This window comes from Streptomyces sp. NPDC058701, assembly GCF_042715295.1.
Lineage (GTDB): Bacteria > Actinomycetota > Actinomycetes > Streptomycetales > Streptomycetaceae > Streptomyces.
On the sequence record NZ_JBHXSY010000011.1, the window covers coordinates 200,923 to 225,228 of the forward strand.

The window sequence follows — 24,306 nt, forward strand, 5'->3', positions numbered from 1 at the left end:
TTCCGTCGCCCGGGACGGGTTCCGGTTACGGCCTTAACCAAAGAGTGTCCTGGCCACATCCAATGTTCGGAGTGGCCATGACGTCTTCCCCGTCCCCTTCCCCGTCGACTACCCCGCCCCCCGCCCCGGCGGCCCCCCGCGCGCTGTCCCGGCGGGGGCTCCTCGCGGCGGCCGGCGCCGCGGGCGCGGCCGGTCTGCTCGGTACCGCGGCCGGCCCGGCGGCCGCCCAGACGGCGCCTTCCTCGCGCGGTTCGGCGGCGCTGGTCATCCACAACGCCCGCGTGTTCAGCGGGGTCGACGGGGGCCGCCCGGCGCGGGCCGTGGCGGTCGGCCGGGACGGGCGCATCCTGGCCACCGGCTCCGACGCGGCGCTGCGCCGGTACGTCGGGCGGGACACCGACACCGTCGACGCGTGCGGCAACACGGTGATGAGCGGCATCCACGACGGGCACGTGCACCCGCTGGGCGCCGGGGACCGGTCGCTGCGGCCCTCCCTGGAGGGGGCGGAGACCACTCGGGACGAGCTGCTGGCGATCCTGACCGGCTTCCTCGCCGACACGGGGGGCGCGGCGGCGGAGCCGGACCGCTGGCTGGTGGTGGAGGACTGGAACCCGGTCGGGCTGCTGCCGACCGGGAGCGTGCCGCACCACTCGGTGCTGGACGCGCTGGCGACCCGCCGACCGGTGATCCTGGTCGGCGGCGACGGCCACAACCTGTGGGCGAACCGCCGGGCCCTGGACGTCGCCGGGATCACCGGCGCGACGCCGGACCCGGTCGGCGGCAGGATCGTGAAGGGGGCGGACGGGCAGCCGACGGGCGTGCTCAAGGACGACGCCCAGGACCTGGTGAAGCGGCACGTGCCGGAGCCGTCCCGGGCGGAGCTGGTCGCGGCGTGCGCCGGGGTGCTGGGGCTGGCGGCCGCCTCCGGGGTCACGACCATGATGGACGCCCTCGCGGGACGGCACGAGTTGGGGCTCTACCGGGAGCTCGCCGGGTCGGGCCGGCTGCCGCAGCGGATCGTCCCGGCGATCCGGCTCGACGCCGCGCAGGCGAAGGACCCGGCGGCGGCGCTGGCGTACGCGAAGGGGCTGCAACGGGAGTTCGAGGGCGTGCCGGGTCTGCGCTTCGGCATGGTGAAGGTGTTCCTGGACGGGGTGATCGAGTACCCGGCGCAGACGGCCGCGCTGCTGGCGCCGTACCTGGACGGGGCGGGGAAGCCGACGGCCAACCGCGGCGAGCTCTACACCTCGGCGGCGGACTACGGCCGGCTGACCGCGGCCTTCAACTCCGCCGGGTGGCAGATGCACGCGCACGGGCTCGGCGACCGGGCCGTGCGCACGGCCCTGGACGGGTACGCGTACGCGCGCCGGGTGACCGGGCTGCGCGACCCGCGCAACGCGGTCGCGCACCTCCAGCTCGTGGACCCCGCCGACCTGCGGCGCTTCGCGCAACTGGGCGTGGCGGCCTGCATGCAGCTCCAGTGGGCGGCCGAGGACACCTGGACGATGGAGGCGCTGCTGCCGTACATCGGGCCGGTGCGCCACCGGTGGATGTACCCGGCGCGCAGCCTGGAGAAGGCGGGGGCGCGGCTGTCCGGCGGCTCCGACTGGCCCGTGGACGCGCTCCAGGTGTGGAACCAGTTGCGGACGGCGGTCGACCGGCAGGGCGCGCACGGCTCGGGCCCGCTGTACCGGGAACTGGAGGGGCTCGGCCGCAGCTCGGTCCTGCGGATGCACACGTCCGGGACCGCGTGGCAGCTGCGCCAGGAGGGCCTGACGGGAACGGTTGAGCAGGGCAGGGCGGCGGACCTGGTGGTGCTGGACCGGGACGTGACCCGCTGCCCGGTGGCCGACATCAGCGGGACGCAGGTGCGGATGACCCTGGTCGGGGGCCGGGTGGTGCACGACGCGGACTCGGCGACGGGGCGCGCGGCTTCGGCCCGGGCGGCCCGCGGGGCGGCGTCCGCGCCGCGACCGGCGTCGTACGCGGCGGTGCACGGCGGCCGCCACCGCGCGTGCGGCTGCGGGGCGGGCTGAGACGGGGGCCGCGGCGGGGGCTGCGGCGGGGGGCTGCGGCCGGGGGCCGGCTTCGCGGGGCCGCCGGGGACCCGGCGGGTTCCGGGCGGGTTCCGGGCGGCCTTCCGGGAGAACGCCCGGCAGGCCGCCCGGCGGTGGCCTACCGCGCGGGGCGGCGGTCCGCCAGGCCGTGGCGGTCCGCCCAGGCGTTGAGCGCGGCGGCGATCTCCTCGGGCCGGTCCTCCGGGCAGAGGTGGGCGGCGGAGCCGCAGTAAGCGGTCTCCAGCGCGGAGACGTGTTCCCGGCACCACGCGGTGAGCGCGTCGCCCACCATCAGAGTGGGCGAACCGTCGAAGGTCAGCAGGAGCTTGGGCACCTGCGGACTCACGCCCATCCAGGCCGCGTACTCCGCGACGCGGGACACGACGTCCGCCGGCTCGCCGTCGAGCGGCATCGAGCGGGCCCACTGGAGCAGCGGCCGCCGGCTCTCGCGGGTCGGGTAGGGGGCCGCGTACACGGCACGGTCCTCTTCGGACATCGGCTGCGACACCGTCCGGCCGAGGCCGTCCTCGATGAACAGGTTCCGGTCCAGAACCATCTCCTCCCCCACGCCCGGGGTCCGCATCGCCTCGAACCGGGCGCGGGACGCGGGCGGGTGCTCCTCCCAGCTCATCGGCCGCAGGATCGTCTCCATGACGGCGACGCCGCGGACCCGCCCGGGGTGCCGGGCGGCCCGGTCGAGGGCGAGCGCCCCGCCCCAGTCCTGGCCGACGAGGACGGCGTCGTCGAGCCCGAGGGCGTCGAACCAGGCGTCGAGGTACCGGGCGTGGTCCGCGAAGCGGTACGCGCCGCCCGGCTTGCCGGAGCGGCCCATGCCGATCAGGTCGGGGGCCAGGACGCGGATCCGCCCGTCGATCCGGGGCAGCACGCGGCGCCACAGGTGGGAGGAGGTCGGGTTGCCGTGCAGGAACACGAAGGGGATGCCGGAGGCGTCCGCGCCGCGTTCCTCGTGGTGCATCGTCGAGCCGAGCACGCCGGTCGTGGCCATCGGAGGACCCCCTTCACAATTCGTTGGTGTGGCAAACGTTAGCCACACCAACGAAGCTATACCGTTAGTGCCCCTAACGCAACGGGTACCCTCCCCTCATGACCACGGACGAGAGCGGGGCCGTCCCCGCGCGGCTGCGGAACCTGCCCAGCCGACTGCTCGGGCAGGCTTCGACGCACGCACAACGACTGGTGACGGAGGGACTGAACGGGGCAGACGCCCGCAAATGGCACTATGCGGCCCTGGTCGCCCTGGAGGAGTCCGGACCGGCGAGCCAGGCCGCACTCAGCGGGCGCACCGGCATCCACCGCAGCGACCTCGTCGCCGTCATCAACGAGCTCGCCGAGCGCGAACTCGTCGAGCGGGCCCCCGATCCCGGGGACCGCAGGCGCAATGTCGTCACTCTCACACCGCTCGGCCGGCGGCGGCTGCGCAGGCTGGAACAGCTCCTCGAAGCGGCCCAGGAGGAACTGCTGTCCCCCCTGTCCCACCAGGAGCGGGAGCAACTCGTTCACCTGCTCGGCCGTCTCGTCGCGCACCACGCACCCACGGACGGCACGATGGGAGCTGACGGTCGGTAACACCCGTATGGCGCACCCGGCGCGGGCGACATCTCATATCTGAGATACCGTGCACCCATGGCAGACGACTACCTCGTACGCATCGGCAAGCTCATCCGTGACGCCCGTCAGCACCGGGGCTGGACACAGAGTCAGCTCGCCGACGCACTCGGCACCAGCCAGAGTGCCGTGAACCGGATCGAGCGCGGCAACCAGAACATCAGCCTTGAGATGATCGCCCGCATCGGCGAGGCGCTCGACAGCGAGATCGTCTCTCTGGGCTATGCCGGACCGATGCACCTGCGGGTCGTCGGCGGCCGCCGACTCTCCGGCGCCATCGACGTCAAGACGAGCAAGAACGCCTGCGTCGCCCTGCTGTGCGCCTCGCTGCTCAACAAGGGCCGTACGGTGCTGCGGCGGGTGGCCCGCATCGAGGAGGTCTACCGCCTCCTGGAGGTCCTGAACTCCATCGGCGTGCGCAGCCGATGGATCAACGACGGCGTCGACCTCGAACTCGTCCCGCCGGCCCGCCTCGACATGGAGTCCATGGACGCGGACGCCGCCCGCCGGACCCGGAGCATCATCATGTTCCTGGGCCCGCTGCTCCACCGGATGGATCACTTCCGCCTCCCGTACGCGGGCGGCTGTGACCTCGGCACCCGCACCATCGAGCCGCACATGATCGCCCTGCGCCGGTTCGGCCTGGACATCACCGCCACCGAGGGCATCTACCACGCCCAGGTCGAGGCCGGGGTCTCCCCGGACCGCCCGATCGTGCTGACCGAGCGCGGGGACACGGTCACCGAGAACGCGCTGCTGGCCGCGGCCCGGCACGACGGCGTCACCGTCATCCGCAACGCCTCCTCCAACTACATGGTCCAGGACCTCTGCTTCTTCCTGGAGGCGCTCGGCGTCAAGGTCGAGGGCATCGGCACGACCACCCTCACCGTGCACGGCATCCCGAACATCGACGTGGACGTGGACTACTCCCCCTCCGAGGACCCGGTCGAGGCGATGAGCCTGCTCGCCGCCGCGGTGGTCACGGAGTCGGAGCTGACGATCCGCCGGGTCCCGATCGAGTTCATGGAGATCGAGCTCGCGGTCCTGGAGGAGATGGGTTTGGACCACGACCGCTCGGCGGAGTACGTGGCCGACAACGGCCGCACCCGCCTGGTCGACCTCACGGTCCGCCCGTCCAAGCTCGAAGCTCCGATCGACAAGATCCACCCGATGCCGTTCCCCGGGCTGAACATCGACAACGTCCCGTTCTTCGCGGCCATCGCGGCCGTCGCCCAGGGCCAGACGCTGATCCACGACTGGGTGTACGACAACCGGGCCATCTACCTGACGGACCTCAACCGCCTCGGCGGCCGCCTCCAGCTCCTGGACCCCCACCGCGTCCTGGTCGAGGGCCCGACGCGCTGGCGCGCGGCGGAGATGATGTGCCCGCCGGCGCTCCGCCCGGCGGTCGTGGTGCTCCTCGGGATGATGGCGGCGGAGGGCACCTCGGTGCTCCGCAACGTCTACGTCATCAACCGCGGCTACGAGGAACTGGCCGAGCGGCTCAACTCGGTGGGCGCCCAGATCGAGATCTTCCGCGACATCTGACAGACGAAAGCCGCCGCACCCTATCTGACCTGCTATTACACGGGTCAGCAAGGAATGCGGCGGCGTCCGTGGGACTTCTCTGGGACCCGCCGTCGCGCGGGTCCCCAACCTCTTGGCGCCGCACGTCGGTCTGGGCCGTCGCGAGCCAGGTCTTGGCGTCCTGCAGACGCGCCTGCCGAGCGGCGAGTCGATCTCGTCTGATTCCAGAACGGCCGCTCGCGGCTGCCTCCAGACCCTTCGGTAGACCGCGTCGGGCAGCGGCCGCCCGTCCTCGCAGGTGAATACGGCGACGTCGGGGCCGAGGTCACGCCGGGCGATCTCGGCCTGCAGGAGCGCCGCCGGTCTGGGCACGCGGGGACACGCCGCGGGAAAATCCCCGGTTTGGCTGACCGGCGATCCCGTGCTGCGTTCCACCCAGCAACCTAGGCCGCACGGCAAGACAAGGCCGACGCCCAGCAAGCCCCAGCTCTACGGAGCAAGGGAAGAGTCGGATGTGAAGACACCGACGGGCTCTGCAGAACGACTCCAGTGCGTGTCCACACTTACCCGTCTGCCGTCGGCGAACTGCTCCATGGAAAAGACCTTCAGGCGCCCGATGGGTGGGCAACACGGAATAGAGCAGGCGTCTTCCAAGCACCTGCTCTGTCGCGAAACGGCATTGACCCCTGCGGGGAGCCGGGGCGGCGCAGAAGTCGCCGCCGTCTGCCCCCTGCTCGGCCTCGGGCTGGTCAAACAGGCACGCGCCGCCGCGGACGCCCGACTCAGGCAGCGTCAGCTCGACCGCTCGGCAGCCTCCTGATCGCCGGCGAGGGGAGCGACAGCCGTCATCCCGGCGATCGGAGACGGCCGGCAGTAGGCTCGTTGCGCAACACGACGCTGAGGGGGAGCTCGAGTGGCGCGGGTTACGGTGATCGGTGGGGGTATGACCGGGTTGGGTACGGCCCTCATGCTCGGCCGGCGGGGTCATGCAGTCACGGTGTTCGAGCAGGACGGCCGGAAAGCCGGAGAGGACCTGGACCGGGACTTCTTCCACTGGGAGAGGCCTCGGGTCCCGCAGGCCGTCCAGCCCCACTCGTTCCTCGCGCCCGTGCGCACGGTGTTGCGCACCGAGACCCCCGATGTCCACGCGGACCTGCTGGCGCGCGGAGCCCGGGAGTACCACGAGTTCGACTGGTTCGGTGAGCATCCGCCGCACCGGGACGGCGACGAGGAGCTGGTGACCCTGCGCACCCGCCGCATCGTGCTGGAGGCCGCCCTGGCCGCTGCCGTGCGGCGGGAACGCACCGTCGACGTGCGGCAAGGCTGCCCGGTACGCGGGCTCGCCATCGGAGAGGGCCGCCCGCCCCGGGTCACCGGCGTGCGGGTGGGCGCGCGGATGCACCGGTCGGACCTCGTGGTCGACGCCTCCGGCCGCCGCTCGCCAGTTCCCGCCTGGCTGATCGCGGCCGGCTGCCGCCCGCCGGTGGTCGACAGCCACCGCACCGGCCTCGCGTACCTGTGCCGCTGGTACCGACTGCGTGCCGACGGCCCGCGCGACCCCGGGCGGGTCAAGACCGGCTCGGCCGCACCGTTCGCGCTCGCCGGGGTGTTCCCCTCCGACAACGACACCTTCGCGGTGAACCTGGTGCTCTCCACCGGAGATCCGACCCGCGGCGCGCTCACCGACCCCGCCGTGTTCGAGGCCGCCGCCCGCCGTTTCCCCGCCAGCGCCGCCTGGCTCGACCTGGACCCCGAGCCGCAGTCGCCCGTCCTGGCGATGGCCGGCCTGGACAACCGCTGGACCGCCCTCGCCGACGATGCCGGACCCGTGGTCGCCGGCCTCGTCAACGCCGGGGACAGCCTCATCCACACGAACCCCACCTTCGGCCACGGCGTCGCTCTCGGCCTGCTCGCCGCCCAGCAGCTCGCCACCCACGCGGACCGGATATCCGCGGACACCCTGGTCTACCACCGCTGGACGGCGCAGGCCCTGCGCCCGTGGTTCGACGCACAGGTGTCCGCCGACCGCGTCAACGGGCAGCGCCTCGCCGAGAGCGCACCGCTCTCGGACCGGCGGGCCGCCGCCCGGGCGGCCTGCGCGTTCGACGACCCCGTCGTCATGAGGGCCCGGGCCCAGGTACGACATCTCCTGCGACCGGCGGACGACGCCTACGGCACCGACGAAGTGGACCGCCACGTCACCGCCTGGCTGGACGCCAATCCGGACTTCTCGCCCGAGTCCGACGGCCCGACGCGGGAGCAGTGGGTCGCACTCATCCCGAGCTGAGCGGGGCCCGGTCAACGCCTCTCCCACAGGGCTCCCAGCCTGCGGAGCCTTGATCAGTGGACACGTCAAGTGAGGTACCATCTCGTATGGCGTAATGGAAATCAACGCCTGTGCAGCACCGCGCAGGTCGGGTCTGTAGTGCCCTCACGGTCGATTCGGCCAAACGCGCGAGCACCGTCCTACCGAGTGCGTCTGCTCTCAGGATGTCCGGAGAGCAGCTTATCCACAGCGCGCTACCGGTTGGCGACGATCTGCACCACCCGCATGAGCCTCGCCAATTCACCGCACTGGTTCGCAGGCTCCTTTCTGGAGACGACGTGAAAATCCTCCCCGAGATCTCTCGTACGCTGAGTGAGTACCTCCTCATCCCGGGCCTGACCACAGAAGACTGCACGTCGGACAATGTGGATCTCGGGGCGCCGTTGGTACGTCACCGGGTCGGCGAGGATCCGAGAATCCGGGTCGCCACGCCCATGGTGAGTGCCATCATGCAGGCGGTCTCGTCACCGACCCTGGCGGTAGCACTGGCCCAGGTCGGCGGGCTGTCGTTCATCCATCAGAATCAGCGGATCGAGGACCAGGCCGCGGACGTGCTGGCGGTGAAGCGGCACAAGGCCGGCTTCCGCACCAGCGAGGTCACCGTCGCGCCCCAGACGTCCCTCGGTGAGGTCGCCCGACAGCTGTCAGAGAACGAGCAGGGCGTGGCAGTGGTCACGCAGAGCGGGGAAGTGAACGGCGAGTTCCTCGGGATCATCAGCCTCGACGACTTCCACTTGGAACGCCACGGGGCCTCCGAGACGGTCGGCAACCGGATGCGGGCCCGTGACGACCTGGTCACCGCGCCTGCTTCCGCCTCACTGTCCGAGGCGAACGAGCTGATCTGGCAGCACCACTTGGACGTGCTGCCGATGCTCGAGGACGGCCGGGTCGCCTCCTTGGTCCTCAAGCGGGACTACCAGGCCCACAAGACGTACCACCGTGCGACCGTGGACGGCGAGAAGCGTCTGCGCGTGGGTGCCGGCATCAACTCCCGGGACTACAAGGACCGTATTCCCGCGCTCGTGGAGGCCGGCGCGGACGTGCTGTGCCTGGACTCTTCCGACGGTTATTCCCAATACCAGGCGAAGACCCTCGAATTCGCCCGGGAGAAGTTCGGGGACGACGTCCCCGTCGGTGCGGGGAACGTCGTCGACGGTCGGGCTTTCCGTTACCTGGCCGACGCCGGCGCGGCGTTCGTGAAGGTCGGCATCGGTGGCGGGGCCATCTGCACCACGCGGGCCCAGAAGGGCATCGGCCGCGGGCAGGCCTCCGCGCTGATCGACGTGGTCGAAGCGCGCGACGCCTACGCACAGGAGACCGGGGTGTACGTGCCGCTGTGCTGCGACGGCGGTCTGCTCAACGACTCGCACATGGCGATGGCGCTGGCGATGGGCGCGGACTTCATCATGCTGGGCCGCTACTTCGCCCGGCTCGACGAGAGCCCGTCGCGAAAGCTGCAGATCGGCGGCCAGTGGTACAAGGAGTACTGGGGTGAGGGTTCGCGGCGGGCGCAGAACGCGGCCCGCTACGGCCAGGGCGGCCGGATGGTCTTCGAGGAGGGCGTCGACGGCTACGTGCCCTACGCCGGCAGCCTGTACGACAACGTGGAGCGGACCCGGACGAAGCTGACCTCCACGATGATCAGTTGTGGGTCGACGAACCTGCGGGACTTCCACCGGGACGCGGTGCTGGTTTCGGTGTCGTCCGAGTCGTTCAAGCAGACCGGGGCGGAGATCGAGGTACGCCGGCCCGCCATCGACGCCGGGGAGTGACGTGACCGGCCGGGCTGCCGCCCGGCCGGTCCGGCCCCGTTCCGTCGGCTCGATCGCCGTTCGGAGCGGGGCCGTTCGGCGTGCCGCCGCACTGTTGGCCGCCGGTGCTCCTCAGGCGAAGGCGTGCGCTGCGTGTTCGAGGAGGACGGACTCCTTCTCCCACGCCTCCCTGTCCCTCAGATAGCGGGGCTCGTCCGCCACGATGGCCCGGGTCTCCGCCGACCCCATGGTCAGCTTCCAGCGCACCGAGCCGCTCACGCGCTGCGCACAGGCGTCGACGAAGCTCTGGAGAGCACCCCGCAGCTCACCGAACCACCGTCCCTCCAGGGCCTCGCGCACCCACAGTTGCTCCAGGTGCATCTTCTCCCGGATCGTCTCCGCTTCGAGGGTGGCCGTCTCGAGGTGGCGGTAGGAGCGCAGCAACAGCCATGCGGCCGGCATCTCCCTCACCTCGAGCACCTTCTCGCCCCGGTCGAGGTGTTCCAGTCCGCTGTACCTTCCCAGGCCGAAGGCGCCCACCCGCCGGTTCAGCTCACGGATCAGGTCCACCAGCGGCATGTCCACGCCGTCGACGGCCACCGGAACGCCTTCCAGGAAGCGCACTTCCACCACGTCGGTGCCGTCTGCGGAACCCTTGCTGCTCCAGCGGTACATCTGTTCGGGCACCGCGTGGTCCTCGGGGTCGTCGAGGATCCCCGATTCGAACTCGCGGCACCACAGGTTGGAGTCTCCGCTGACGATGCGCTGACTCATCCCGTCGAGGCCGGCTTCCTTGAGCTCCTGGATCTTCTGGTCGCGGTCGACGGGCTCCAGGTCGTACGGGCTTCCGTACCGGCCCTCGAAACCGAGGAGCGAGAGCGCCCCGTTGAGACGGCGCAGGGTGTTCTGGGAGCGGTTCGCAGTGTGCAGGACGGCTCCCGCGCCCAGGCCGCGCGCCAGATCGATCGCGAAGCGGGCGATCAGGGGGCGGCTCAGGGTCGAACTGACCGGGTGCGTACCGAGGTACACGGCCTGGGCGCTGATGGCCGGGCGGACGAATTCCTCGGCGAAGGCCGTGCGGCCGTCGATGACGTGGAGGGTCGCGCCCAGTGCGTCGGCGATCTGCTGCTTGTCCGCACTGCTTTCGTCGTCGCCGAGATCGACACTGACGGCATGGACGTTGCCGAAGCCCGCGTTCCTGAGCCGGAGCAGGAGGTAGCTGCTGTCCAATCCGCCGCTGAACAGGGTGACGACAGGGGAATCTGGTGGGAGAAAATCGGTTCCGAGCTGTCGGAACGAACGGATGACTTGACCTTGATAACGCACGGGACTCTTCCAGGGTCGGCCGTCAGAAAGGACGAACGGGACGGTTGGCGCCGCAGGCACGTGCGCGGTCGAGTGGCGGGCCCGCGGAAGGGCATGCTCACCGTGGTTCTCCGGCAGGCGTCAGACTCGACGACCGCTCGCGGGGTTCGGGGCCCTCGAGGTCGGGCCAGCCGTGCAGATCGCCCTCACCCGTCTGCCGCAGCTGCCGGATGCGCGGTACGAGGAGCACGGTCGCCACACCGACCACGATGGATGCGAGCGCGATCTGCAACGTCCAGGTCGCGCCGATCGCTTCGGCCAACGGTCCCGCCGCGGCGTAGCCGAGCGGCGCCACCGTGAAGGAGATGAGCCAGTCGTACGACGCCACGCGGGACAGCACCTCCTCGGGAATGAGGCGCTGGACCGCGGTCGTCCACATGCTGTTCGCGAAGGCAACCCCGGCGGCGCTCGCCAGCCCTGCCCCCATGACCACAACGGTGGGGGACTCCCCTGCCAGCGCGGCGAGCTGCAGCACGCCCAGTAGGAGCGCGAGGTGGGAGGTGACGAGGGGTCTGCGCGGGCGGTACCGCATGGCGGTGGCCGCACCGATGAGGGCGCCGACTGCCATGCTCGCGCTCACCAGGCCCCAGTCGGCCGCACCGCCCGTCTGGTGGGCGATGAGGACGGGCCCCAGGACGAAGAACGCGCTGGAGCCAAGGTTGGAGACAGCGTGGCCGCAGAGCGTCACCCAGTACCAGGGCCGGCGGACGACCTCGTTCCATCCGGCGGCGATGTCCTTGAGCATATGGGTCTGTCCCGCCCGCCGCCCCGAGGGGAGGGGAAGGAACACCATGGTGGCGGCACTCACCAGGAAGGTGACCGCATCGAGCAGGTAGACCCACCCGGGAGAGGCCATCGACGCCGCCGCGCCGGCGACCGCCGGCCCCATCACCTGTGACGCGCCACGTGACAGCTCCATCAGGCCGTTGGCCTGCTGCAGCCTCTCCCGGCTGACCGTTTGGGGCACGAGGCCGACGATGGCCGGCCGGGTGACGGCCGAGGCTGCGCCGTAGCAGACCGCCGTGCCCAGCAGGAGGCTCATGCTGCCGTGGCCGGTGAGGAGCAGGATACCGACGGCCGCCTGCACCGCGCACAGGAAGAGGTCGCTACTGCCAAGGAGCAAACGGCGCGGCAACCGGTCGGCCAGCGCGCCGCCGATCAGGAGAAGCAGCGTGCGGACGACCATAATGGCGGCGATGACGAGCCCGATGTCGGTCGCGCTGCCGCCGACCGACAGGACCGCGAAAGCGAGCGTCACCGGCATCAGCGCGTCACCGAGGGCCGAAGTCGTCCGCCCGATCCACAGGAGACGGAATCGGCGCTCGGCAAGGGCGCCGAACTTGTCGGCGACCCTCATGCGCCCCACCAGGGTATGAGGGAAGCGTGGACAAGAACTCGCATCGAAGCACCACCAGTTCGGATTTCAGGTCAACTGTGCCTGCAGAGGCTCCAGTCACCCATCAGTGATCGCCGTCCCGGCATGCTCCCACTTCGCTCCCGCATACGGTCAGGGGTGGCGCTTGCCACCCAACTCGGGGCTGCGGCAGCGCCACTGTACACATGTTCGCCATGCGCGCGGCCTGCTGGTTTCGACTGCCGACCGTAGGTGCCGGGGCGGCCGGGGCGGCGGTCCGGTGTCATGGCGGGAGTCCGCTTCGGCGTACCCGTCGTCGCTCGAACCGCACGGGGCAGACGTGGACGACACCCCCGAAAGCCCCGCGACTGCGCTCCACTTGGAGTCGTTGCCCCGACGGACTCTCGACTACTCCTCGGCCCATCGAGAGAAAGATCTTTTGCGATCCTACGAATTGACGTACAGTCGGCCGTGCGTTCATCCAAGACGACTGCTCGGCGATTGTGCGGTCATCCAAATACCACGTTCCATTGGCGTCGCATGCCCGCCTAAATCGGTCAACTCGGAGTCGTGGATCCGTCCAGGACCTGCCTCGTGACCGCTTCATCGGCGGTGAGGTCGGCGGTGGGTTTCGGCGACAGCCCGGCAGGTCGGCAGAGTCGCCACCACTGGGACCGGGAGTGCCACCGTGCCGCTCCGGTGGCGGCCGACTCGACCGGCATCAGGCTGCGATCCTGCTCAACCCACATCGGGGGATGTGTTCCATGCTGCTCTTCGTAGAGTCCTCTTCAACTGGCCCCGGAATGTCACATGTAAAGTGGGCGGTCGACCACGGCATCGATGCCGCGTACGTCACCGACCAGCCGCTCGAGGTGCCGAAGTCGCGCCTCGACGGCGAGGTCGTCGAAGAGCTCGAACGCCGTGGGAACGTCTTCCGGGTCCCCTCCACCATGACCGGTGATGTTCCGTCGGATCTCGTCGACAGGGTCGTCGCCGCCGGCGGCCCCGTGGGCGTCGTCTGTCCGCTGGACCGGAGCGTGGAGTTCGCCGCCGTGCTGGCGGAGCGGGTCGGCGCCCCGTACCCCAGTCCGGACGCGGTCCGTACGATCCGTGACAAGCGCTCGGCACGCCGCTTCTACACCGAGGTCGGTGTGCCGAGCATGCGCTGGTGTGACCCCCGTACCCCGGAGGAGCTGGTCGCCTTCATGGAGCAGCTGGACGGTCCGGTGGTGCTCAAGAACAGCAAGGGCGCCGGCAGTCTGCACGTCAGGCTGATCCGCGATCCGGCGCAGGCCCCCGCCGTCTTTGCCGAACTGAGCGGCGACAACCCGTTCGTGGGCGGTGGGTTGCTGGCCGAGGAGTACGCTCGCGGGCCCGTCTACAGCCTGGAAACGCTGATCGTGGACGGCCGCTGTCACCATCTCGGTGTCACCGACCGCCAGCTCGGCCCCAACCCCGCCTTCTGCGAGGTTTCCTACACCTTCCCCGTCCGCCTGCCGGCGTCGATCGAAGCCGGCATGCGGAGCACCGTCGAGACGTGCGTGGCCGCCCTGGACATCCCCCAGGGAGCGCTCCACACCGAGTTCGCCGTGCTCGGCGACGAAGCCGTGATCATCGAGATCAACATCCGGCCCCCCGGTGCCGGAATCCCCCTGATGATGAACGGCTGCCTGGAGAGCCCAGTCGCCGAGATCCTCGCCGCCGCGGCACTCGGCACGGCGCTGCCGTCGCTGGAGCACAACGGCCGGGCATCCACCACCATGACGGTCTACCCGCCGGTGGCGGGCAGACTCCGCGCGGTCCACGGCCTCGAAGAGGCCGGCCGGGCTCCGTTCGTCGCGGCGGTACTTCCCGGCGCGCAGATCGGCGAGCAGGTGTTCCCTCCAATGGACTACCGGGGCTGGCTGTGCCAGATCCTGACCGTCGCACCCTCCCCGAACCTGTCCTTCAACGCCGCCGCGGCAGCCGCACGCGATGTGTGGGCCGAAGTGGTGTGACCACGCGAAGGCGGTGACCAACCGCCGTCCCGTCCGTGGGCCGCGGGACTGCACACCGAAGATGTGCCGAACGCACGCACTGCTGGGTGACGCCGTGGTGCGATCCCGGCACCCGGCCCGCGCTGGGGTGCCTTGCGCACCGGTACGGACGGGGACCACCAACCGCCTCCCGCATCTCCGGCCAGCGCATCGTGACGGAGCCTCACGGCCGAGCGCCGCAACCGCCTGCCCGCCCGCCCGGGGCGGGACCGTGCGGTCCCGCCGTACGAAACCTTCCGACCACACAGGCCTTCGCCGCGAGCCGAGCCGCGCGCGGGTCATCTCGACGGTGGCCGCACCTGCGCGTGCGCCATGACGAATCGCATCCCGTCGCGCCGCCCGGCACGACACGGAACACCAAGGAGTTAGACCATGCCGGAAACGCCGACCGCCACCGAGCTGGACCTGCGTCAGGCCGCGGGCTTCATAGGCGCGTACGTCGACAACATCGACCTGGCCGCCGATCTCGACGACGCCACGGTCGAGCAGCTGCGCCAGGCGCTGTACAAGCACAAGGTGCTGTTCTTCCGCGAGCAGCACCTGGACCACGCCGCGCACGTCGCGTTCGGGCAGAAGTTCGGCCCGCTGGCCGTACGGGCCCGGGAACAGGACACCGAGGAACTCGCTCCGTTTCCGCAGATCCTGACGATCTCTCCGCAGCTCGACAAGCAGCTCGTGGGCGCCGACTACGAAGCGGTCTTCCGCAACAAGTGGGTGACCAGCATCAGTGGCTGGCACGTCGACGCCTCGCAGGTGGTCAACCCGCCGGCGATCGCGTTCCTGCGCGCGGAGAAGATCCCCGCGTTCGGCGGCGACACGCACTGGACGAATCTGGTGGCGGCCTACGAGGGCCTGTCGGAGCCGATCCGGAAGATGATCGACGGCCTCCAGGCCGAGCACACCTTCTGGCCCGCCCAGCAGCTGGACCCGTCGGACCCGGTCGAGAAGAAGGCTCTCGACATGATCGGGAACAAGCGGATGGCCGTGCACCCGGTGGTGCGCGTGCACCCGGAGACCGGCGAGAAGGCACTGTTCGTCAACCCGTCGCGCACGGCCCGCATCATGGGCATGAACCCGGTCGAGAGCCGCAAGCTGCTGGAGCTGCTGTTCGAGGAGCTCACCCGGCCGCAGTACACGGTCCGGTTCGCTTGGGAGCCGGGATCGGTGGCGGTGTGGGACAACCGGTCCACGGCGCACCTGGCCGCCGCCGACATTGACCACCTCCAGGACGAGATCCGCATCATGCACCGGACGTCGACCGTCGGTGACATCCCCATCGGCCCGGACGGCTTCACCTCGTACGCGGTGGCGGGCGAACCGCTGATCGAGCCCTCGGCCGCCGGCTCGTCCCCGCGGGAAACCCGGTGAGGACCGCCGGACCGGTGATCTCGACCGCGGCGCCGTCGGTCGTCCCCGGGTCGCTGACCCGGGCCGCCGACGCCGTCGCGGCCTACGATCGCCACCCCCAGTACCGGGCCGGGATGCGCTGGCTGGACGAGTTCGTCACCCAGCCGCACCTCAACCTGGGCCGGTCGGGCGCAGTCTGCCCGCGGCTCGCGCCCGCGATCCGCGCCAACACCGTATGGCTGGTCGCGGTCGCCGTCCCCGGGTCCACCCCGGCTCACGCCGTCGATGCCGGTCGGCTCCTGTTGGACGTGTTCGAGGGCATCGCCACCGGGCCGCACTGGGCGTCCACCGCCCTGCTCGGCTTCTTTCCCGGCCTGCCGGACGAGCACGTGGCCGACTTCATCGACGGCGGCCACCGCATGCTGCGGGCCGAGGCCGTCGAACGAGGCCTGATGCTGGGCGAGTTCCACGAGGCCAGCACCGTCGGCGGTGTGCACAACCGCGCGTTCCCGGTGATGCGCTGTCCGGAACCGATGTTCGCCATCCGCGCCATGACCCCCCACGACCTGCTGTTCGCCGATCAGCCCGGTACCCCACCGGCCGATCGGCTCAGCTTCCTGCTGGCGTACGAGCGGCACATCGGCCCCCGGCTCAGCCCCGCGGCGCGGGAGGGCCTGCAGGCCCACTTGGCTGCCGCCCGTCAAGCCCTTCCACCGAGAGAGTCATCGTGACGCTGCATCCCCCGGCCGGTCTCGCCGAGCTGACCCTCGCCGCGGCTCTGGAGACCGCCTACCACGAACACCTGACCTCCGACGCGGTCGTCACCGCGGAGGGGTCGTGGACCTATCAGGACCTGGCCGAGAAGGCGCGCGCCGTCGCCGACGGCGTGCGTGCCTCGGGTACCGGCCCGTCCGGTGAGGCCCCCATCGTGGCGCTGGTCCTCGGACGTTCACCCGAATTCGTCGCCACCGTTCTGGGCGTGCTCGCCGCCGGGGCCGTGTACCTGCCCCTCGACCCCGACGCACCGGACGCCTTCCTGCGCCAGGTCTTCGCCGAGGCCCGGCCGACGCTCGTCGTGACCACCGCCGACCGGGCCGCCCGGCTCCGGCAGCAGACCTCCGCGCCGGTGTGGGCGTACCAGGACCTGATCGGCCAGGAGCGGCCGGCCGCGGTCACGGACCTCGTAGCGGACTCCGCCGGCCCGGCGTACGTCATCTACACCTCCGGTTCGACCGGAACGCCGAAGGGCGTGCTGGTACCGCACTCGGCACTGCTGAACTCCACCGCGGCGCGCTTCGACCGGTTCGGCGTGGCTGGCCGTGTGCTCATGCTGCACTCACCGGCGTTCGACCTCACCACCGGCGTCCTGTTCTGGACACTGCTGACCGGCGGCACGCTGATCATCGATCCGGCCGGTCTCACCGACGTCGCCAGGACCGTCGACCTGGTGCACCAGCACCGCGTCACGCACCTGATCTACCCGGCGTCGCTGTACAGCGTCTTCCTGGACCGGGCCGCCGGCCGGCCGCCCACCCACCTGAAGGCCGTCGGGATCGGCAGCGAGCGGTGGAGTCCCGCCGTCATCGAACGGCACGCCCGCCTGCTGCCGAACACCTCCCTCGTCAACGAGTTCGGCCCGACGGAAGCGTGTGTCTGCTCCAGCTACGGCCTGGTCTACGACGCCGCGACCGGGCAGCGGGCGCCGATGAGCATCGGTCGGCCGGTACGCGACACCGGCTACCTCCTCCTCGACGCCGACGGCCGGCCCGCCACGGGAACCGGAGAGCTGGCCATCACCGGGGCGAACCTCGCGCTCGGCTACCTCGACCGCCCGGAGCTGACCGCCCAGGGGTTCGTCACCATCGACGGCGAACGGGCCTACCGGACCGGTGACCTCGTCCGGCAGGACCCGTCGGGCGACTTCGTGTTCCTGGAGCGCGCCGACCGGCAGGTTCAGGTCGGGGGGCACCGCGTGGAACCGGGCCACATCGAATCCGTCCTGATGGGCCACCCCCGGATCGTCCAGGCGCACGTCACCGCACGTGCCGTGGGCGGGGAGACGGGATCGGTCTCCCTCGTCGCCTACCTGATGCCGGTTCCGGAAGCGGTACCCGGCCTGACGGCCCCCGGGCCGGACGGCGCGGCCGAGAGCGAGGCGTCGTTCATCGCCGCCTGCGACCGCCATCTGCGGGAGCGGGTGCCGGTATATCTCGTACCTTCCGCGTACGTCGTGGTGCGGGAACTGCCCCGGACCGCGGCCGGGAAGATCGACGAGCGGCGGCTGCCGGACCCGGCCTCGGTCCCGGCCGGCCCGTCCTCGGCCCGGGCCGGGGACGCGTTGGAAGAGCGGCTGGCCGCCACGGTCGCGGCCATCCTCGGCGTGGCGCACGTACCGCTGGACCGGTCGCTGCTGTCGCTCGGAGCCAATTCCCTCGCGATGATCCGGCTGGCCGCCGTCGCCGCCGCCGACCACGGCGTCGACGTTCCCGTCAGCGCTCTCTTCGCCGCCCCCACCATCACCGGGATCGCCGCCCTCGTCCGTGACGGCGCGCCGTCGGCCCGTCTGCGGATCCAGCCGGGCAGCAGCCCCACCGAGACCGGACCGGAAGGTGTCGCCGCCTTTCCGCTCAGCGGCCAGCAGGAGCAGATCTGGGTCCTGACCCAGCTGACACCCGAGGCGCTGGCGTACAACACCCAGTTCTCCCTGCGGATGCACGGTCCGGTGGACGTCGACGCGCTGGAGGCGGCGCTGACGCGCATCGTGGCCCGGCACGAGATCCTGCACACCACGTTCCACGACGGATCCGACGGGCCGGTCCAAGTCGTCCGCGAACCCTGGCAGGCGCACGTCGAGGTTGTTGACCTCACCGGCATCCCCGAGCCTGACCGCGACGTGGAGCTCGCAGCCCGGATGCGGGCGGAGATCGCCACCGGATTCGACGTGAGCACCCTGCCGCTGGTCCGCTGGCACCTGTTCCGCCTCGCCGCCGACGAGTGGCGGCTGCTGCAGGTGGAACACCATTTCGCGCACGACGGCTGGTCCGCCCAGCTGTTCCTGGCCGAACTGCGCGACGCCTACGAAGCGATCACCGCAGGGGGGCAGCCGGACCTGCCGGCCCTCCCGGTGCAGTACCGGGACTTCGCCGCCTGGTACCGGGCGTGGCGGGAGACCGGCGACTACACCGGCCAGGTCACCTACTGGCGCGAACGGTTGTCCGGCTGCCCCCGTGACGGCGCGACCTTCGCCGCGGACCGGCAGCGCCCCGTGGCCCGTTCGTCCAGCGGCGGCCGCACGGCCGTCCACATCCCGGCCGAGGTCATGGGCGCCCTCGACGAACTGGCAGCCCGGCACGGAGTGAGCCGTTTCGCCGTGTTCCTGTCGGCGTTCGCGCTGCAGGTATGGCAGCACACCGGCGAGCAGGACATCGTGCTCGGTTCGGCTCTGGTCAACCGCCGTCAGCCCGGCACGGACCGGCTGCTGGGGATGTTCGTCAACGCGCTTCCGCTGCGGGTCGGTGTCGACCCCGCCGCCTCGCTCGGCGAGCTCCTGCGCGCGACGATGACCGTCCTGCTGGGCGCGCAGGACCACCAGGAACTGCCGCTGCTGGACCTGCTGGCACATCTGGACATGCCGCGCGATCCCGGCCGCAATCCGCTGTTCAATCTCATGTTCGCGTTCCACGACACCCCCCGACCGCACCTGCGGATGGGTTCGGTGGAGGCGTCCCTGGTCATCGAGCACAACGCCACCGCCAAGGGCGACATCAACGTGGTGTGCGTACCCGACCCCCGTCACCCGGACGGGAGCGGGCCGGGCGGGATGACCATCCTGTGGGAGTACGACACCGACCTGTTCGACACGGACACCGCCCAGGAACTGCTGGGCGGGTTCGAGAGGGTCCTGACCCAGCTGTCGCGCTCGACCGACCAGGCCGTTCACGAGCTGGACCTGCTGGGCGCCGCCGAGACGACACGGATGCTGGACCTGAGCACCGGCCCGACCGATCAGGTGCCGTTCGACACGCTGCACGCCGGCTTCGACGCCGCGGCGGCCGCCCACCCGGACGCCGTCGCACTCGAGCACGCCGGATCCGCGTGGACGTACCACCAGCTCGACCAGCACGCACGTGACCTCCAGCGGCGACTCCGGCAGGCGGGGCTCCGGGCCGGCGAGGTCGTCGCGATCACCTGCCCCGCCGGCATCGACCTCGTCGCGGCGATCCTGGCCACGTTGCGAGCGGGCGCGATGTACGTGTGCGTCGATCCGGCGCAGCCCCAGGCCCGCACCGCCGCGATGTTCGACGATGCCGCCCCGAGCGTCATCGTCGCCGGCCGCGCGGCCTCCGACGGTGCGCCGCTTTCCGGCGCGCCCGACGGGGTTCCCTGCGTATACGCCGACGATCCGTCCTGCGACACGGCCCGGAACACCCCCGTGCCGCCCGATGCGGATGCGGGCGTCCAGTCGGCCGACGGCGCGTACCTCGTCTACACCTCCGGTTCCACCGGGACCCCGAAAGCGGTCCTGACCAGCCACGCGAACGCCTGCGCCGCGGTGCACGCCCGCACCAGGTTCCTGGACACCGCGGGCACGGCGCCCGGCGCGCCGGTGAAGACCCTGGTCACCCTGCCGGTGATCTTCGACGTGTCGCCGCACATGATGCTGTGGACGCTGTGGTCGGGTGGCGCGATCGTGGTTCCGGACACCGTCGACCACGCCCGGGACACCGGCAGGATCCGCTCCCTCATCGAGCGGAGCGGCGTTACGCACGTCAACTTCACCGCATCCTTCTACCGGCATTTGGTACGGACGCTGCCGGTCGGGTGGCGGTCGGAGCTGAGGGTCGTTGCCATCGGCGGTGAGGCGTGCAGCCCGGACGACCTCCGCGAACACGGCGTCCGCATACCCGATGTGGCCCTCGACAACGAATACGGGCCGACCGAGGGCACCGTGTGGTGCTCCGCGCAGCGCCTCCACCCGGCGAGCCCCGGCGGGGCGGCACGGCTGAGCGTCGGTGCCCCACTGGCCAACTACAGCATGGTGGTGCTGGGACCGGACGGCCACCTGCTGCCCGCCGGTGCGGCCGGAGAGCTGTACATCGGTGGTGCCGGAGTGGCCGTCGGCTACCACCGTCGGCCTGAGCTGACCGACGAGCGGTTCCTCGTACCGACGACCGGCCCGCTCGCCGGGCAGCGTCTGTACCGCACCGGAGACCGGGCCCGGATCAGCGCCGGACGGTTCGAGATCCTCGGGCGCCTCGACGACCAGGTCAAGATCCGCGGATTCCGGGTGGAGCTCGGCGAGGTCACCAGCTGTCTGCTGAAGCACCCGGACGTCGCCGACGCGGCGGTGCTCCTCCAGGAATCCGATGGCACCCAGCGGCTGTTGGCGTACATCGCCGCCCCTGCCGAGCGCACCGTCCTCCCGGACCGGCTGCGCGAGTGGGCGGGCCGGCGACTGCCGTCGTACATGCTGCCGGCCGGGTTCGTGATCATGGAACGGCTTCCCCGTACGTCGACGGGGAAGATCCAGACGTCGCAGCTGCCGGAGCTGCCGGCGAAGGCCGGCACCGGCGCGGCATCCGAGCCGGAGACCCCCCGTCAGCAGTTGCTGCTGGAGGTGTGGCGGGACATCCTCCAGCAGCCGGACACCGGCGTGGACGACGACTTCTTCGCCCGCGGGGGCGACTCCCTCCAGGCGATCCGGGCGGCGGCGCGCACGCGTGCCCTCGGCGTGGACGTGAGCGTCGCCGATCTCCTGACCGCGCCGACCGTCCGTGCCCTGGACCACCTGATCACCACCCGCCCCGACCGGGACATCGCCGTCGTGGCCGAACGCCGTCCGGGCGGGTCCACCCTCCCGCTCACTCCGATCCAGGCCTGGTTCTTCGCCCAGCGGTTCGCCGACCCGGACCACTTCCACCAGGCTCGCCTGTTCGAGATCGCCGATGCCTGCGACCTGGTCACGCTGCGGGCGGCACTGGCCTGGACGATCCGCCGTCACGACGCGTTCCGCACCCGGTTCGGCCGCCAGGGGGGCACCTGGACCGCCGTCCTCTCCGAGGCGCCGGCGACCGACCTGCTGGGTGAACACGTCCTGCCGGACGGCCATGAGCCGCTGACCGAGCGGCTCGAGACCAGCCTGCGCGGCCTGCACCGGCGGATCGGCATCGCCGACGGCCGGATGGCGGATATCACCATCGTGCGTGACCCGGCCGGCACCCGTGCCTGGGTCTATCTGATCGCCCACCACCTCGTCGTCGACGCGGTGTCCTGGCAGATCCTCACCGACGACATCGAACGGGGCTACCGGACACTGCGGGACGGGCGAGCCGTGCCCGACGGTGCGGCACCCGGCATGCCGGCCCAGGCCACTGCCGAACCCGTGCCGGACACGCACTGGGAGACGTTCGCCAAGGCTCCGAAGCCAGCCCTTTCCGGAGCCGGAACCGCGACGGCCGGACGGGCGGCGGGGGCCGGAGACCGGGTTCGCATCAGGCACCGCCTGTCGCCCCGGGCCACGGCGTACCTGCGCCACGACGTCCGCCGGCTGCACGACGTCAGTGCCCAGGCCGTCTTGCTGGCCGCGCTGCACCGCGCGCTGGTCCCGTACAGCGACGGCCCGGACCTGTACGTGTGGCTGGAAGGCCACGGCCGGACCCACTCCGGCAACGGCGACCTCGAGAACGTGGTCGGTTGGCTGACCTCGCTCTACCCGGCCCTCCTCACGGATCTCGTGGCGGATCAGGCCCGCCTCGTCGACGTCGCGGCCGCCATCGACCGACAGCTCGCCTCGGTCCCCGACGCGGGGACCGGCTTCGGCCGGGCGCGTTTCCTGCACCCCGAGTCGCCCCTGGGCCGGCAGCTAGGCGATGTCGAGTCACCGCAGGTCACCTTCAACTACCTCGGGGGGTACCAACCGCCCGTCGGCGACCACGTCCTGCGGCCGGCCGCCGGGCCCGAAGCGGCGACCATAGCCGCCGTCAACGTGCTGCCGACACCGGTCGACGTGACCGTAGCCCCTGATGCCGAGTCCACCATCACCTGCCACTTCTCCATCGATCCGGCACTGCTCGACGCCGACGAGGCGGAGCGGATCGCCGGCCGGTTCGCCGCCGAGCTGGAGAGCGTCGCCCGGACGGTCCCGCTCACCCCCGGACCTATCACCCGCCCAGCGCGCACGCTGTTCATGGTCCATCCCGGCGGTGGGCTGATCGACTGGTACACGCCGCTCACCGGCGCCCTCGGCCGTGGCTGGGACTGTTACGGCTTGCCGCATGACCACTCCTACGAGAACACCACGATGGAGGCCCTGGCCCGTCGGTACCTGACCCAGATCAGGGCGGCGAAGCCGTCCGGCCCGTACTCCCTGGCCGGCTGGTGCATGGGCGCGCCGATCGTCTACGAGATCGCCCGGCAAGCGCAGGCGGACGGCGACGCCGACCGCATCGAGGACCTGTTCCTGCTCGACCCGCCGCGCGCCGAGCAGCCGCCGAACCCGGACGACGACATGATCGTGCACCTCCGGTACGGGGTCCCGCACCACACGAAGGACGCCGTCGCCGAGGCACTCGCCGCGACCGGGCACCTGCCGATCCCGGATCGTGCGGAGGCCCTGGCCGGCCTCCTCGGCCACTCCGCCCCTGGTGTTCGCGACCACTCGGTGCTCGGCCAGATGCGCATGCGGTTGAGCTGTCACCTCGCGATGGCCGGGTGGCGGCCTGCCGGTCAGGTGCCCCGTCTGCGGCTGTACCTGCCGCAGGTCGTCTCACCGGGCTGCGACGACGCCGGCGAGACCTGGCGGCCCTTCGGCGCCGTCGTGGCCGTCACCACGATCCCGGGGGACCAGAAGAGCATGCTCACAGCCAGTGAACTCCACCAGGCCTTCGCCGCGACCGACCCCGCCGGTCATCCGCGGCGTCACATGCCGGATGCGGCGGGAAAGGGGTTCCGTTCATGAGGCCCGACGCGGGTACTGCGTCGCCGGAGGATCTGTTCCGGCGGGCCAAGGTCACCGCTGCCGACGAACGCGTCTTCATCATCAAACTGGTTGTCGCGTCAGGAATTTGGGGCATCGGTGTGGCGCTCGCCCTCTTCGTGGAGGCGTGGCCGGTCCGATTGCTCGGAGTCGTGCTGATCGGCGCGATGTACTCCCACTGGCTGGAGCTCCAGCACCAGTGCCTGCACCACTCCGCATTCCGGCGAGCCCGCCTGCACCGCCTGGCGGGCGTGCCGTTGGGCGTGCCGATGCTGGTGTCGTACAGCCACTACCGGGTGCGTCACCTCCAGCACCACCGCTACCTGGGCACGGACCAGGACTCGGAGTTCTTCGGCTTCGACTCGCGGCAGTTGGTCACCTGGTCCGCGTTGATCCGTGAGGCGCTGGCCTTCGGCCGGGTGATCGGCGCCGTGGCGGACATCGTGCGCTGCTGGACCGGTACCTGGTCCTACGACATGGGTCAGATATCCAGGGACCGCGAGCGGGACGTGGTGGCCGAGTACAAGATGTTCGCCCTTCCGATCCTCGGTGCGGTGGTGCTGGCCGCGCTCGGCCACGGCAACCTCGTGCTGTGGGTCTGGCTGCTCCCGTTGCTCGTCGCGGTGCCCCTGCACTTCCTGGTCGAGCTGCCCGAGCACATCATGTGCGACAACTCCACCACCAACGTGCTGAACAACACCCGTTCCATCACCGGCAGTTGGTTCAGCACCTGGTACACCAATGGGAACAACCTGCACATCGAGCACCACGCCGCCATGGTGGTGCCGATCAACCAACTGCGGGACCGGCACTACATCACCCTGGCGTTCGCTGCGCACATCTCGCCGAGCTATCCGAAGTTCTTCCGCGCCATCACGCGGGAGGCCTCGGCCAACGCGAGGGCGGGCCGCTCCCGGAAGCAGGAGTGACATCCGGTCCGCG

At 71.0% G+C, this 24,306-nt stretch carries 13 protein-coding genes; 10 read left to right on the forward strand and 3 right to left on the reverse strand.

Annotated features, from left to right (window positions below):
- Nucleotides 1-77: 77 nt before the first annotated feature.
- Complete coding sequence (locus tag ACFWW8_RS15215; protein ID WP_386528504.1) at nt 78-2,036, forward strand: amidohydrolase; 1,959 nt, start codon at nt 78-80, stop codon at nt 2,034-2,036.
- Between the two features lie 139 nt (nt 2,037-2,175).
- Here the strand turns inward: ACFWW8_RS15215 and ACFWW8_RS15220 are convergent, their stop codons facing one another.
- Entirely contained in the window at nt 2,176-3,063 is an 888-nt protein-coding gene (locus ACFWW8_RS15220; protein ID WP_386528507.1) for a haloalkane dehalogenase, read from the reverse strand.
- A 98-nt stretch (nt 3,064-3,161) separates the two neighbouring features.
- Here ACFWW8_RS15220 and ACFWW8_RS15225 point away from each other — a divergent pair, with 98 nt between their 5' ends.
- From ACFWW8_RS15225 to ACFWW8_RS15240, 4 genes are all read left to right on the forward strand, one after another.
- Nucleotides 3,162-3,644 carry a MarR family winged helix-turn-helix transcriptional regulator gene (locus ACFWW8_RS15225; RefSeq protein ID WP_386528510.1) on the forward strand — a complete coding sequence of 161 codons (483 nt, stop codon included), beginning with the start codon at nt 3,162-3,164 and terminating at the stop codon, nt 3,642-3,644.
- 57 nt (nt 3,645-3,701) lie between these two features.
- Nucleotides 3,702-5,231: a helix-turn-helix domain-containing protein gene (locus ACFWW8_RS15230; RefSeq protein ID WP_386528513.1), complete on the forward strand. Its 1,530-nt coding sequence runs from the start codon at nt 3,702-3,704 to the stop codon at nt 5,229-5,231.
- Between the two features lie 892 nt (nt 5,232-6,123).
- The gene (locus ACFWW8_RS15235; protein WP_386528516.1) at nt 6,124-7,497 is read left to right on the forward strand and encodes an FAD-dependent oxidoreductase; all 1,374 of its coding nucleotides are present in this window, start codon (nt 6,124-6,126) and stop codon (nt 7,495-7,497) included.
- Between the two features lie 317 nt (nt 7,498-7,814).
- A complete protein-coding gene (locus ACFWW8_RS15240; protein ID WP_386528519.1) occupies nt 7,815-9,308 on the forward strand; it encodes an IMP dehydrogenase in 1,494 nt (497 codons plus the stop codon).
- 111 nt (nt 9,309-9,419) lie between these two features.
- Here the strand turns inward: ACFWW8_RS15240 and ACFWW8_RS15245 are convergent, their stop codons facing one another.
- Together ACFWW8_RS15245 and ACFWW8_RS15250 are read right to left on the reverse strand one after the other, a co-directional pair.
- On the reverse strand, nt 9,420-10,613 hold the full coding sequence (locus ACFWW8_RS15245; RefSeq protein WP_386528521.1) for an argininosuccinate synthase-related protein: 1,194 nt from the start codon (nt 10,611-10,613) through the stop codon (nt 9,420-9,422).
- 97 nt (nt 10,614-10,710) lie between these two features.
- Nucleotides 10,711-12,009: an MFS transporter gene (locus tag ACFWW8_RS15250; RefSeq protein WP_386528523.1), complete on the reverse strand. Its 1,299-nt coding sequence runs from the start codon at nt 12,007-12,009 to the stop codon at nt 10,711-10,713.
- Between the two features lie 800 nt (nt 12,010-12,809).
- Here ACFWW8_RS15250 and ACFWW8_RS15255 point away from each other — a divergent pair.
- From ACFWW8_RS15255 to ACFWW8_RS15275, 5 genes are all read left to right on the forward strand, one after another.
- Nucleotides 12,810-14,003: an ATP-grasp domain-containing protein gene (locus tag ACFWW8_RS15255; RefSeq protein ID WP_386528525.1), complete on the forward strand. Its 1,194-nt coding sequence runs from the start codon at nt 12,810-12,812 to the stop codon at nt 14,001-14,003.
- A 411-nt stretch (nt 14,004-14,414) separates the two neighbouring features.
- Complete coding sequence (locus ACFWW8_RS15260; RefSeq protein ID WP_386528528.1) at nt 14,415-15,410, forward strand: TauD/TfdA dioxygenase family protein; 996 nt, start codon at nt 14,415-14,417, stop codon at nt 15,408-15,410.
- A gap of 14 nt (nt 15,411-15,424) precedes the next feature.
- Nucleotides 15,425-16,120 (forward strand): DUF6875 domain-containing protein, encoded by a 696-nt coding sequence (locus ACFWW8_RS15265; protein ID WP_386528531.1) that lies wholly within the window; start codon nt 15,425-15,427, stop codon nt 16,118-16,120.
- Nucleotides 16,117-23,346, forward strand: coding sequence for an amino acid adenylation domain-containing protein (locus ACFWW8_RS15270; RefSeq protein WP_386528534.1), 7,230 nt, complete (start codon nt 16,117-16,119; stop codon nt 23,344-23,346). Before ACFWW8_RS15265 ends, ACFWW8_RS15270 begins: the two co-directional genes overlap by 4 nt.
- Entirely contained in the window at nt 23,343-24,293 is a 951-nt protein-coding gene (locus tag ACFWW8_RS15275; RefSeq protein WP_386528537.1) for a fatty acid desaturase family protein, read from the forward strand. Before ACFWW8_RS15270 ends, ACFWW8_RS15275 begins: the two co-directional genes overlap by 4 nt.
- Nucleotides 24,294-24,306: the final 13 nt, after the last annotated feature.

Bases quoted from the DNA above. Each gene is read 5' to 3' on its own strand.
- ACFWW8_RS15255 (WP_386528525.1), top strand. From the start codon at position 12,810: ATGTCACATGTAAAGTGGGCGGTCGACCACGGCATCGATGCCGCGTAC.
- ACFWW8_RS15230 (WP_386528513.1), top strand. From the start codon at position 3,702: ATGGCAGACGACTACCTCGTACGCATCGGCAAGCTCATCCGTGACGCC.
- ACFWW8_RS15260 (WP_386528528.1), top strand. From the start codon at position 14,415: ATGCCGGAAACGCCGACCGCCACCGAGCTGGACCTGCGTCAGGCCGCG.
- ACFWW8_RS15275 (WP_386528537.1), top strand. From the start codon at position 23,343: ATGAGGCCCGACGCGGGTACTGCGTCGCCGGAGGATCTGTTCCGGCGG.
- ACFWW8_RS15220 (WP_386528507.1), bottom strand. From the start codon at position 3,063: ATGGCCACGACCGGCGTGCTCGGCTCGACGATGCACCACGAGGAACGC.
- ACFWW8_RS15250 (WP_386528523.1), bottom strand. From the start codon at position 12,009: ATGAGGGTCGCCGACAAGTTCGGCGCCCTTGCCGAGCGCCGATTCCGT.
- ACFWW8_RS15225 (WP_386528510.1), top strand. From the start codon at position 3,162: ATGACCACGGACGAGAGCGGGGCCGTCCCCGCGCGGCTGCGGAACCTG.
- ACFWW8_RS15215 (WP_386528504.1), top strand. From the start codon at position 78: ATGACGTCTTCCCCGTCCCCTTCCCCGTCGACTACCCCGCCCCCCGCC.